The organism is Aeromonas sp. 600774, from assembly GCF_049175075.1.
Taxonomy (GTDB): Bacteria; Pseudomonadota; Gammaproteobacteria; order Enterobacterales; family Aeromonadaceae; genus Aeromonas; species Aeromonas veronii_A.
This window is the reverse complement of sequence record NZ_JAAKUJ010000011.1, coordinates 129,050-141,657: the sequence shown is the minus strand read 5'-3', so window position 1 is coordinate 141,657 and position 12,608 is coordinate 129,050. Positions and strand designations below refer to the sequence as shown.

8 protein-coding genes and 1 riboswitch are annotated in these 12,608 nt (G+C 60.2%); of the genes, 6 read left to right on the top strand and 2 right to left on the bottom strand.

The window, feature by feature from the left end; all coding sequences use genetic code 11:
- Nucleotides 1-19: 19 nt before the first annotated feature.
- A riboswitch (cyclic di-GMP riboswitch) is annotated at nt 20-105 on the bottom strand.
- Between the two features lie 265 nt (nt 106-370).
- Complete coding sequence (locus tag G5171_RS13635) at nt 371-2,053, bottom strand: methyl-accepting chemotaxis protein (RefSeq protein WP_216979555.1); 1,683 nt, start codon at nt 2,051-2,053, stop codon at nt 371-373.
- Nucleotides 2,054-2,325: 272 nt separating this feature from the next.
- On the opposite strand from G5171_RS13635, the gene G5171_RS13630 reads away from it, so the two are divergent.
- The 5 genes from G5171_RS13630 to G5171_RS13610 all read left to right on the top strand — a co-directional run bounded on the left by G5171_RS13630 (nt 2,326) and on the right by G5171_RS13610 (nt 10,636).
- The gene (locus tag G5171_RS13630; protein ID WP_421260316.1) at nt 2,326-4,155 is read left to right on the top strand and encodes a M3 family metallopeptidase; all 1,830 of its coding nucleotides are present in this window, start codon (nt 2,326-2,328) and stop codon (nt 4,153-4,155) included.
- A 590-nt stretch (nt 4,156-4,745) separates the two neighbouring features.
- A complete protein-coding gene (gene pgaA / locus G5171_RS13625) occupies nt 4,746-7,130 on the top strand; it encodes a poly-beta-1,6 N-acetyl-D-glucosamine export porin PgaA (protein WP_421250958.1) in 2,385 nt (794 codons plus the stop codon).
- Nucleotides 7,130-9,088, top strand: coding sequence for a poly-beta-1,6-N-acetyl-D-glucosamine N-deacetylase PgaB (pgaB, locus tag G5171_RS13620; RefSeq protein WP_421250959.1), 1,959 nt, complete (start codon nt 7,130-7,132; stop codon nt 9,086-9,088). Before pgaA ends, pgaB begins: the two co-directional genes overlap by 1 nt.
- Nucleotides 9,085-10,335 carry a poly-beta-1,6-N-acetyl-D-glucosamine synthase gene (gene pgaC, locus G5171_RS13615; protein ID WP_421250960.1) on the top strand — a complete coding sequence of 417 codons (1,251 nt, stop codon included), beginning with the start codon at nt 9,085-9,087 and terminating at the stop codon, nt 10,333-10,335. Before pgaB ends, pgaC begins: the two co-directional genes overlap by 4 nt.
- On the top strand, nt 10,322-10,636 hold the full coding sequence (locus tag G5171_RS13610) for a hypothetical protein (protein WP_005343076.1): 315 nt from the start codon (nt 10,322-10,324) through the stop codon (nt 10,634-10,636). The genes pgaC and G5171_RS13610 overlap by 14 nt, the downstream gene beginning before the upstream one ends.
- Nucleotides 10,637-10,782: 146 nt before the next feature.
- On the opposite strand, the gene G5171_RS13605 is transcribed toward G5171_RS13610, so the two are convergent.
- Nucleotides 10,783-11,016, bottom strand: coding sequence for a hypothetical protein (locus G5171_RS13605; RefSeq protein ID WP_005343077.1), 234 nt, complete (start codon nt 11,014-11,016; stop codon nt 10,783-10,785).
- 284 nt (nt 11,017-11,300) lie between these two features.
- Here G5171_RS13605 and G5171_RS13600 point away from each other — a divergent pair, with 284 nt between their 5' ends.
- On the top strand, nt 11,301-12,599 hold the full coding sequence (locus tag G5171_RS13600) for a ferredoxin reductase family protein (protein ID WP_216979550.1): 1,299 nt from the start codon (nt 11,301-11,303) through the stop codon (nt 12,597-12,599).
- Nucleotides 12,600-12,608: the final 9 nt, after the last annotated feature.

The following is a 12,608-nucleotide window of genomic DNA, read 5'->3' as shown; positions in this document are numbered from 1 at the left end:
TCCCCGATGCACACTTGCGTGTGGCAACCCCGCTATCCTGGACAAAACGTCTGTAGACCGGAGGCTTTGCGTCCCGACCTTTCGGTCAGTTTGCCAAATGACTAGATGGTTAGTGATGGGCCAAATGTTCGGCCATCAGCATTGTGCCCCGCATTGATTAATTATTTGAAGTCACATGTTTAAATACGTCATTCAATGGCGCGAAAATCATCCTAACTGGCTGTTTTTAAATTGTTCTCTTGTTTATGAATGGCGTCGAATACCGTTGAATATGCCGATAAGATGCATGCTTGCTGCGCGTTTTTAGGCGTAAAAAAACCTGCCAGCCGAGCTGGCAGGCCGGGTGACAATGCGACACGGATTGACGCCATCAATGACGGGCGCGCTGTTCTCCTGAGGGGGGAGATACGGGAGCTATCATTGGCGCAGTGGAGGACTCCTTGCCCAGTTTGAACACCGCAAGCCGCTCATCCAGGCTGCGGGAGAGGCCGGCCAGCAGCTCGCTCTCCTGCGCCAGTTGCGAGGCGGACTGGGACATCTCCAGCGCCGAGTCGTTGATGCCGCTGACGTTGCGGTTCATATCCTCGGCCACCATGCTCTGTTGCTCTGCAGCGGTGGCAATCTGGGTCGCCATGTCGCTTACATGCTGGATATGGTTGACGATCAGGGTGAGATCCTGACCCGCTTGTTGTGACTGGTTTACGCTGCTTTCAGCCAGTTTTCGGCTGGCATCCATGGCATTGGCTGCAGTGACGGCCCGTTGCTGCAGCTGGGCGATGGTGCTCTGGATCTCTTCGGTGGATTGGCGGGTACGACTGGCCAGCTGGCGCACTTCGTCGGCGACCACGGCAAAGCCACGTCCCTGCTCCCCTGCACGGGCTGCTTCTATGGCGGCGTTGAGCGCCAGCAGATTGGTCTGATCCGAGATTGAGCTGATAACGGCGGTCACTTCACTGATCTGCATCACCCCCTCTTTGAGCTGGTTGACCTGCAGAGTGGCCTGCTCCACTTCGGTTGCCAACGCCTTGATGCCATGCACACTGGCGTGAACATCACGGTTGCCTAGCCCGGCTTCACCTGTCGCTTCCTGGGTATCCCGCGCGGTATTTTCGGCGTGCCCGGCCACATCAGAGATGGTGGCGCTCATCTCGTTCATGGCGGTGGCGAGCTGGGCCAGTTGATCCCGCTGGCTGGTGACCGCCTGATTGGTCTGCTCGGCAGAAGCGGCGATGCGCAAGGCGGCATCCGCCACATTGCGAGCCCCCTGGCTTGCCTCCAGCAGGGCGTGGCGGATGGCGTCAAGACTCTGGTTGGTGCAACGGGCAACAACACCCAGCTCATCCTTGCCCTGTACCGGGATGCTCACCACCAAATCCCCCTTGGCGACCCGTTGCATGGCGTGGTTGATCTGGCTGAGGGGGGAGACGATGGAGCGGGTGATGCGCCAGCCCAGCAGCCCCATCAGCAGGATCACGATGGCGGTGGCGGTACCCATCTTCATGTACTGGGCCCAGATGGTCTGCTGAATATCTTGCAGCAGCATGCCGGAGCCGAGGATCCAGCCCCAGGGTTGATAGCCGGAGACCATGGAGAGTTTGTCAGCGGTTTCGCCCGACGGGCCAGTCCAGACATATTGCAGGGTCCCATGCTTGCCCCCCTTGGCGATATCCACCATCTGATACCAGAACTGCCCGGCGGTGGCAGCGCCCCCTTCGCCCATTTTCTGACCGATCAGTTCGGGGCGGATGGGGTGAACTACCATAGTGCGGTTCTCGTCGATGACAAACAGGTAGTTGTTGCCATCAAAGCGGGTGTTGGTCAGCAGTTTACGCGCCTCCTGCTGGGCCTGTTCCATGGGCAGGGTGCTGGCCAGAAACTGGATCTGGCTCATGGCCTGGTCCAGCACGGCATTGAGCCGTGCCTCTCGCTCGCTCATCAGATTTCGCTGGAGCGCATTGGCCGAGATGAGCAGCAGCGAGACAAAACCGACAAACGCCAACGTGAGCAGCAAGATCAATTTGCGGCTCACGGTGATATCACCGAGCTTGAACATGATTAAACCCTCGTTATCCCGTTTTATGGTGGCTCTGTACCGCTGCAGCCAGTTCGTCAAAGTTAACAACTCATTTACTTTCAGCCGTTTGCCGACCGTTTCTGATGAGCGTTTGAACAACAGTATAGCCAGCAGACAGCGCTCCCCATTTTTTGGTAGCGTGTTCATGCGCATCCCTGCGCAATTTTTGCCAAAGAGTGTGAATCATTTGGCATTTCACTAAAAAAAGGAGTGGGCCCCGCTGCGGGTGACCCCATCACAAGAGGGAATTTATGAGTTCCATTGCCAGGAATTACTTCAACCAACTCAACGCCGATTATCTGCAGGTACACAGGTGCAAAGAGGATCTTTTCTGGTCCACTTATATGGGCACCAGCGACGATCAGGCCGGTTTTACCGCGGCCGAGCAAGCCTACAAGGCTTTTTGTGCCAATCCTGCCCGCCTGCCCGCGTTGCGGGAGATGCTGGCGCAGGCCGAAGAGGATGATCTCAAACGCGGCCTGCGGGGCTGGCTCGCCTTCTTCGAGTGCAATGTGATTGAAGATCCCACCGCTGCCGCCCTGATGGATGAGCTGGTGGCCGCCGAAGCTGAGCTGTTTGCCCGCCGCCGCGAGCTGAAACTGACACTGCTGGATGAGCAGGGCCAACGGGTCGCGGGTAGCCTGCCCGCCGCCAGCACCTCCCTTGCAGCCAGCCCGAGCGAGGCTGTGCGCCAAAGCGCACTCGCCATGTTCTATACCCTGGAGCAGTGGGTGGTCAGCAACGGTTTTCTCGAGGTAGTGGCGATCCGTAACCGCTTTGCCCGCGCCATGGGCTATCGCAATTACTTCGACTACAAGGTGCGCAAGAACGAACAGATGAGCCCGGATCAGCTGTTCGTCATCCTCGATGACTTTATTGCTCGCACCGACGCCCGGCTGCAGAAAAGCCTTGCCGAGCTGAAAGCGGCCAAGGGGGAGGCGGCCCTGCTGCCCCATAACCTGCGCTACGCCATCAGTGGTGATGTAACCCGCCAGCTCGATCCTTATGTGCCCTTCTCGCGGGCGCTGAAGGATTGGGTCCAGAGCTTCCGTCGTCTCGGCATCCAGTATCGTGGGGCGACCCTGACGCTGGATTTGTTGACCCGTGAGGGGAAATACGAGAACGGCTTCTGCCACGGCCCGGTGCCGAGCTTCTTCCAGCAGGGGGAGTGGGTGCCGGCGGTGGTCAACTTCACCAGCCTGGCTGATCCGGCGCAGGTGGGCAGCGGCTGGAGCGGCCTCAACACCCTGTTCCACGAGGGGGGCCACGCCGCGCACTTTGCCAATGTCACCGGCAACGCGCCCTGCTTCTCACAGGAGTTTCCGCCCACTTCCATGGCCTATGCCGAGACCCAGTCGATGTTCTGCGACAGCCTGCTGGACGATGCCGACTGGCTGAAACGTTACGCCAGAAATACTGAGGGAGAGGCGATCCCCGACGCGCTTATCAAGGAGATGATCGCTGCACGCCAGCCGTTTCGCGCTTTCAACGAGCGCCAGATTGCGCTGGTGGCCTACTTCGAGCGGGATCTCTACGCCATGGATGATGCCGAACGAACTACGGATGCCGTGCTGGCGCTGGCCCGCCAGTGGGAGCGCAAGATTGTCGGGGTGGCGAGCCCGCGCCCGTTGCTGGCCATCCCGCACCTCCTGAATCAGGAGTCGGCCTGTGCCTATCACGGATACCTGTTGGCACTGATGGCAGTGGAGCAGACCCGTGCTTACTTCCTCAAGCGTGATGGCTACCTCACTGACAACCCGCGTATCGGACCGGATCTGGCCGCCCATTACTGGGGACCGGGCAACGGCATGACTCACGATGAGACGTTGCGCAGTCTGACCGGCGAGGGGTTCAGCGCGGTACCGCTGGCTGAGGCATGCAACATGAGTGCTGCTGAAGCGTGGCAACAGGCGCAAGCCTGCATGGCCGCGGCCCAGCAACGCCCTGCGGCTGGTGAGGGCACCCCGCTCGATGCCCATATCCGGGTGGTCCACGGCGCAGAGCTTATCGCCGACAACAGCGAGTCGGAAACTCGCATGTTGGCCGACTTCGAGGCATGGATCGTCAACCATTACCAATAAGCGCCTGTCGCGTAATATACACAGCTCCCGCATCGAGGGCGGGAGCAGTGCTGTGTATGGCTGTTTATTGTCGCAAGCGTGGTAGGCGCTATCGTTTTATGGGGAAGTTCGCGACATAAATTGTCGCTTTGTCGATTGAAACCATATTTTATCCATCAAATATGTATTCGTATGAACATGAATATGAATTGCAGGCTACAAGATAGTGGACTCCTTGAGCCCCGCTCTTTTCATCTTTTTGTTAATAGTGTTTTTTGTGGTCATCTTTGTGCATAAAGATTGTTCCACTCACCTATTTGATATCTATTCTCATCTTATCGGGTTGACTAAATTGTCCACAACTGCAAAATCGCCTCCCTTGCCACCCCCGATGTGAGTCGGGTTCGGAAAGCTTCAGATCTCTTCCCCCCGAGATGGCTGGGCCGCACATAGGAAAGGTGCTGGCCTGTTCATGCCCGCCTTTCACCCTCGAAATCAGCACACACGTCAGGAAGTTCTCTTGTTATCCAGCAGGAGCGGACGGGTGTGGATATCCGTATGGCCGTGCAGGGACGATATGACCAGCGTTTGTTATGGGTGGTATGTTGCGAATGAATCGCATCTTTTTGATGTTGGCGCTGTTACCCCTGCTGGTGTGCGCCAGTGAGATAGACAGGGCTCGCGAAGCCTGGGTGCTCAAGGCCCGAGCCGGGGAGCTGGATGGTGCGGCGTACGGGCTGGATGCCCTCTATCGGCAGAGTGGTGATGGCAAAGTGCTTGATGACTTGATAGCCGTGCAGTTGTGGCGTGGCGACCGCAAGGGGGCGCTGGCCGCCTGCGAGCCGTGCGAGTTCAGTCCCATCAGCAACATCACGCTGGAAGGGGTGGCCCGTGCCGCCCGTGACGAGAAGCGTTATTCCGAGGCGATCAGCTATTACCGCATCCTGCAGGGGCGTGATCCTGCCAACCGCAATGGTTGGCTCGGACTGTTTCTCACCGCCAGCGATCAGGGAAACCGCGAGCTGGCCCGCCGCGCAGCGGCTGACTATGAAGCACGTTTTGGCCGCGATCAGGCGATCCTTGATGCCCGTATCTATGCCGCCCGTCAGAGTGAAGATCCCATGGGCGAGCTGCTGGCTCGCCAGCAGTGGCTGGAGCTGGAACCGGATAATCACGAGCAGGTATTGGCACTTTATCGGGTAGCCGTGAGTCTGGGGGCGGGTCCTGCCGCTGCGGAGTTGATGGGCCGTTATCCCGAATTGTTCAAACCGGTCGACCGGCTCTGGCTCGACTACTACCAGGCGGTCAATCTACTGCGGGTCTCGGCCCAGACCGAGGATCCGGCGCTGGCCCGTCGCTCCCTTACCCGTACGCTGGCGCTGCAGGACAGGATCCTGGCACGTGCGCCACACGATCATGTGCTCTACACCAGTGTTCGCCGCGATGTAGTGGTGACGCTGGTGGCCCTGGGCGATTTTTTCCGGGCCGAGCAGGAGTCCGCCGCGCTGCAGGCCGAGGGGCCATTGCCTGACTATGTGCTGGAGGCGCGCGCCGATGCGCTGGCCGGGTTGGGACGGGTGGATGAGGCCTCCGTGATTTACCAACAACTGGCGACCCCGGCGCGAGCCAACGACAAGCGGCTGCTGGAGAAGCGCTTCTACGCCTATTCGGATGGCGAACGTTATGGCGCGGCGCAGGGGCTGTTGGCTGGTTGGCAGGAGCCGCCGACTCGCTGGGATTTCACCGGCAACATGCGCATGGCCAACGACGACTACGAAAAGGTATTGCAGCTGAAAACCCTGCTGCAGGCCTGGCGTGGTGAGGCGGGTGCAGCAGAGAAACAGCTGGAAGTGTGGTTGCAAACCGCGCCAGCCAACCCATGGCTCTGGCTGCAACTGGGGGATATTCGGCGCTGGCGGGGTCATTCCGACGAGGCCGAGCAGGCCTATGAACAGGCGGTGCGCTGGCTGCCAGCCGGACGTGCTGTGCTGGCCGAGTCCGGTCGCCTCAACGCCCGGCTCGACAGGGGCGACTGGCAGGGCACGCCGCAGGCCGTGCGTGCCCTTGGCAACCTGACCCGCGATCGTCAGGAGTTGCAGCAGCGGCTGACCCTGGAACAGGCCCCGCAGTTTGTCACCGACCTGACCCATGGTCGCAATGAAGGGGGCTCGGTACAGGCCAGCCGTGACTGGAGCTACGACAGCCGCCTTTACAGCGCTCGCACTGATGGTGGCGATCGGCTGTTTGTCCGTCGTCAGGGTAGCTTTGGCGAGTTCGATCTGCAGCCCGAACGTGCCGCCTATACCGGGCTGGGGGCCGAGATCTTTTTCTACCCGCTGCAACTGACGCTGGAGGGGGGCACGGGCAGCGAGCTCAACCACAAAGGCTATCTGTGGAGTCGCATCGACTGGCGGCTGGACGATCGCTGGACGTTGGGCACAGCCATCAACCTCAACAGTGCCGACACCCCGCTGCGGGCATTGGCGCGCGGCAACTACGCCGATCAATACCAGCTTGATCTGGGGTGGCGTCAGGACGAGACCCGCGAAGGGGCGCTGCGGTTGGAACGGATGGATATCAGCGATGGCAACCGGCGGCTGAGTGTCTCCGGCTGGCTGCGTCAGGATCTCTGGCGTCGTGATCGCTGGTGGTTCGATACCACCTTGCGCGGGGCCACTTCTCGCAACGAGGTGGTAGACGTCGACTACTTCAACCCCCTGCAGGATCGCAATCTGGAGCTGGAGCTGGCGGGGCGCTATCGGCTGCCGCTGGATGGGCGTCGCTTCCTGCTGCAGAGCCTGATCATGAGTGGCAACCACTATTGGCAGCAGGGCTATGGCAGCGATCAGGGGTGGCAGCTCAGCTACCGCCACGACTGGATCCTCTCTCCCGCCCTCAGCCTGGGTTATGGCCTGGGCCGCCGTCAGGCCATTTATGACGGTAACCCGGAGTTCGGAAATTTCATCTTCGCCAATCTGCAATGGAGTTTCATGTGATGAGACGCTGGCTTGCTTCTTTTGTTTTGCTGCTTGCACTGTTGCCTTCGCTGACACAGGCGGCTCGGCACCCCGATGACTATGTGGTGCTCTGCTACCACGATATCGTCGACCTGAAATTGACCCCTAATCTCAAGCTTTACCCCCAGACCATCCGGCGCGACACCCTGATCCGCCACTTCAACTGGATCAAACAGCAGGGCTATCACCCGGTCAGCTTCCAGCAGATCCTGGATGCCAAAGCGGGTAAAGCACCACTGCCAGAGAAGGCGATCCTGCTCAGTTTCGACGATGGCTATGAGAGCTTCTACCGGCTGGTCTATCCGTTGCTCAAGCTCTACAACTACCCGGCGGTCTTTGCGCTGGTGGGCAGCTGGCTGGACGTAGCCGATGACCAGATGGTCCCGTACGGCAATGACAAGCTGCCACGCAGCTACTTCGTGAGCTGGCCGCAGATCCGCGAGATGCAGGACTCCGGGTTGGTGGAGTTGGCCTCCCACACCTTCACCTCCCACTACGGGCTACTCGCCAACCCGCAGGGCAACGTGCAGCCAGCGGTCACAACCGCAGGCTGGAGCCAGCATGGCTACGAGAGCATGGCCGACTATCGGGCGCGGATTAAGGCTGATTTCGACGCATCGGCCCATCAGCTCAGGGAGCAGACCGGTCGGGCACCACGGATCCTGGTCTGGCCCTACGGCGCCTTCAACCAGGCTGCGCTGGAACTGGCGGGGGCCGCCGGGATGCCCTACACCTTCACGCTGGCGGAAGGGCTCAACAAGCTGAGTGACTCTGGCAACACGGTACGCCGCTACCTGCTGGAGGAGGACACCAGCCTCGAAACTCTGGACGAGATCATGGGGGGCAATACCTGGGAGCGGCAGGTGGAGCGCTTGGTGCATGTGGATCTCGACTATGTCTACGACAAGGACCCGCAGCAGATGAACAAGAACATCGATATGCTGCTGGACCGGATCAAGGGTTACGGCATCACCACCGTCTATCTGCAGGCCTATGCCGATGACAACGGTGACGGGGTGGCGGAGGCGCTCTACTTCCCCAACCGCCATATGCCGGTCAAGGCGGATCTCTTCAACCGGGTGGCCTGGCAGCTGAAGACCCGGGCCGGGGTCAAGGTGTTCGCCTGGATGCCGGTGATGGCCTACGACATGGGTCCGAACCACGCTTATGTTACCGACAGTCGTACCGGTGCCCCGGCCAAGGGACAGTATCTGCGCCTGTCGCCATGGGATCCTGCCAGCCGTCAGCTGCTGCTGGATATCTACGAGGATCTCGGTTTTTACACCAAGTTCGACGGTCTGCTGTTCCATGACGATGCCTTCCTCAGCGACTACGAGGGGCCGATGCCGCTGGCGCGCACTCCGGATGCGCTAGAGGCGCAAGGGGAGCAGAAGACCGATCTGCTTATCGAGTTCACCATGGCGCTGCGCGATGCAGCAGCCCGTTATCGGCAGGGGGGAGCCGACGGGCTCAAGACTGCCCGCAACATCTATGCGGCACTGGTGACCGAGCCGCAATCCCAACAGTGGTTTGCCCAGAGCATGGCTGCGTTTGCCAAGGCCTATGACTACACCGCAGTGATGGCGATGCCCTATATGGAGCAGGCGGAAAACCCCGATGAGTGGCTGGCCAAGCTGGCGGAGGATTCGCTGGCACAGGTGCCGGCCAATCGACTGGTGTTCGAACTGCAGAGTCGCAACTGGCGTACCGATCAACCCATCCCCGATGCCGAGCTGGCCCGCTGGATGGAAATCATTCAGCGCAAGGGGGTAACCAACTTTGGCTACTACCCGGATGATTTTCACAACAACCAGCCGGATCCGGTGGTGCTCAAGCCGGTCTTTTCGGTGCAGACCCAGCCCCAGCCGACTCGGTTGTCGGTCACCTCGGTCTCTGGCCATGTCGCCACGGCTAGCCATGGGGAGGCGATACGGTGAAGGATTTTCTCGAAGGGATAGCCATCTTTACTCTGGCTTATCCCAGTCTGATGGCAATGGTGTGGGTCTGTGGCGGTCTCTATTACTACTTCCAGTGGGAGCGGCGTGATATCGCGCTGGCAAAACGTGGATTGGTACTTCCCTATTACCCCAGGGTGACCCTGATGGTGCCTTGCTACAACGAGGGGGCCAATGTCGAGGAGACCATCGGTCACTTGCTGCGTCAGCGTTATCCCGATTTCGAGGTGCTGGCCATCAACGATGGCAGCAAGGATGACACCGGCGCGCGGCTGGATCGGCTGGCGCAGCAGGATCCGCGTCTGATGGTGCTCCATCAGCACAACCAGGGCAAGGCGATGGCGCTCAACAACGGGCTGGCGATTGCCAGCGGGGAGATCCTGGTTGGCATCGACGGGGATGCGGTGCTGGACTATGACGCGGTGCGCTGGATGGTGAAGCACTTCATCGAGAGCCCGAGGGTCGGGGCGGTCACCGGCAATCCGCGGGTACGCACCCGCTCCACCATTATCGGCAAGATCCAGACTGGCGAGTTCAGTTCCATTATCGGACTCATCAAGCGGGCCCAGCGGATCTACGGCACCGTCTTCACCGTCTCCGGGGTGGTGGTGGCCTTTCGCAAGCAGGCAGTCGAAGCCGTCGGTGGCTGGAGCAATGACATGGTGACCGAGGACATCGATATCAGCTGGAAGCTGCAGCTGGCGGGCTGGCTCATCCACTATCAGCCGCAGGCACTCTGCTGGGTACTGATGCCCGAGACGGTGCGTGGTCTCTACAAGCAGCGGTTGCGCTGGGCTCAGGGAGGGGCTGAAGTGTTTCTGCGTTACGGGTTGCAGGCAATGCGCTGGCGCAATCGCCGTTTCTGGCTACTACTGCTGGAGTATCTCTCCAGCGTTGCCTGGTGCTACAGCATGTTGCTGCTTGCGCTGGTCTGGCTCATTGAGCCGGACCTGAGCGGGCTGGCGGTGGGTCACCTGTTCCAGTGGACCGGGGTGATGATGACCGCGATTTGTCTGCTGCAGTTCGGGGTCAGCATCTTTATCGATAACCACTATGACAAGAGCATGGCTCGCAGCTTTATCTGGTGCGTCTGGTATCCGCTCATCTACTGGCTGCTCAATCTGGTGACCGTGGTAGTAGCCGTGCCTAGGGCGATCCTGCGTCGTCGTGGCCAGCTGGCCGTGTGGGAAAGTCCTGATAGGGGAGAGTCGTTCCGTGACAAAACATAAGCTGGCGAAAGAGATGATCATCAGCAACGGCACCCGGCGTAGCTGGAAGTACCGACTACGAGATCTGCTGATCCTGTTGGTGACCTGGGGGGGGTGGCTGTTTCTGGCATTGCAACCCTGGCTCAACTATCTGGAGACGGATGAGAACGAGAGCTTTATTGGCTCACTCGATGCTGCCGAGGTGGGACAACTGTTTCTGGTCCTGCTGTTTGGTATCTTCCTGCTGATCCACTCCTGGGCCAAATACAACAAACTGCTGCACCGACTGATGGGCAAGCGCACGGCCTCGAAAGCACCGTGAGCATGAGCGGCCAGCCGACCCCTCATGCTGTAAAAATGATCGCTTGCTGCTTTAAGGGCAATGCATTTCTCCTGCGCGGGTGTCCCACTGCGGTGTCACTCACGGCAGGGCCGTTTTCTGCTGTTTTCCGTTTTGCACCTGCTCTGTCATTCATCAATGACTTTATTTCCACAATGTTCGCAGATGGCATGTCGTTCAAAGCGATCCATGTTGGCCAGAAAGGGGCCCGCAGCCCAACCGGTAATGAAATCCTTGATAAAGGCTTTGCGCTTTTGCTCCGGTGTCGGCTGCTGGCCAAAAGATTTGTCGACCAGCACCACGACATGGCTGGTTTCGCACTGACAGCTTGGGCAGAAGCGTCTTTCGTTAGAGGTAAGCAACGGGTTCTCCTTGTCCGTGGTCGGTCGGGGTGGTCTGTGCTGCCACCGCAGCCATTAATTATCCCCATTTGATTCCCTTTGCCAGCAGAGTGTCAACCACCCTTCTGATGAACAGGGAGCAGCCCGATTGAGCAGGGGGTCTCCGGAGCCCTCTGTTGTTGCTGTTTGTCACACATTGCCACACAAGCTTCTCCCTGTGGCAAAGTCTTGTGACCGGCTGGCTGTGTAATGGCGCCATCAGCAGGTAGATGAGGTCCTGCAGCGATGTAACCAGGGGGGATGTTATGACGGGCAAACGGGTGTGGTGGCTGCTGCCACTGCTGGCGGTTGGGGTCTGGTGGCTGGGTTATGCGGGGGACGCCAACGGGGTGTGGCCCTGGCGTCATGAGATGTTGCTGCTGACCGGCCTGCTGGGGATGGCCTATATGGCCATTTCGCTGTTGCTGGCGTTACGCTTGCCGCAGCTGGAAGTGTGGTGTGGTGGTCTGGATCGGATGTTGCGATTGCACCGCCAGACGGCCGTCGGCGGCGCATTGGTACTGACTGCCCACTGGCTGCTGGTGGAGGTGCCCAAGTGGGCGGTCTCTGCAGGCTGGCTGAGTCGTCCCGCCCGGCGTGGGGCCAGCGCTGCCGAAGTGGGTGCCGGAGCAGGCAATGGCATCTCGCTCCATGCCCTTGGCAATACCCTGGGTGAGTGGAGTTTCTATCTGCTGATCGCGCTGGTGGTGCTGAGTTTGCTGGCACTGGTGAGTTATGGCCGTTTTCGACTGATCCACCGGCTGGCCCCGCTCATCTATCTGGCGGGCTGGTGTCACGGGCTCTGCCTGCTGCCTCAGATTGGGGCCATGACCCCGGTGGGGGTATCGATCTGGTTTGTCGGTGGGCTGGGAGCTATCGGGGCCCTCTACTCCCTGCTGGGACAAGTGGGAGCGCGGGAGCGCCATCCCGGCCGGGTCATTGCGGTGCGGGCGCTGGCGGATCACACCTGCGAGCTGACCATGCAACTGGAGCGGCCGCTCGCCCATTACCGCCCGGGTCAGTTTGCCTTCTTCGAATTTGATGCCAAGGAGGGGGCGCACCCCTTTACCCTAGTGCGGGTGTCGGCGGATCGGCGCCAGTTGGTGATCGCGGTGCGGGCGCTCGGGGATCATACCCGTCAGCTGGTGGCAGAGGCGCGCGTCGGGGATGGAGTGGTGGTGACCGGCCCCTATGGTGCTTTTGTCGCCCCGCAGGGAGGAGGGCGAGCCCTCTGGCTGGGTGCCGGGATCGGCATCACCCCGTTTGTCGCCTGGCTGGAGGGGCTGGCTGCCCGTGGGGAGCACGGCGAGGGGATCACCCTGATCCAGTGCGCGCCGGATCTGGCGGGGGCTGTCTACCACCAGCGGTTGGCCGAGCTCTGTCATCGCACCGGCGTTCGCTATCAGCTGCATCTGGACAAGGCAGCCGGGCGACTGGATATGGCCCGCATCGCGCAAGATGCGCCCGAGCAGGTGTGGTTTTGCGGGCCGGAGGGGATGGCAGATGCCCTGGCCCGGTTGTTGCCGGACAGGCATCTGCATCGCGAGCTGTTTCGCTTTCGCTGAGCTCGATGG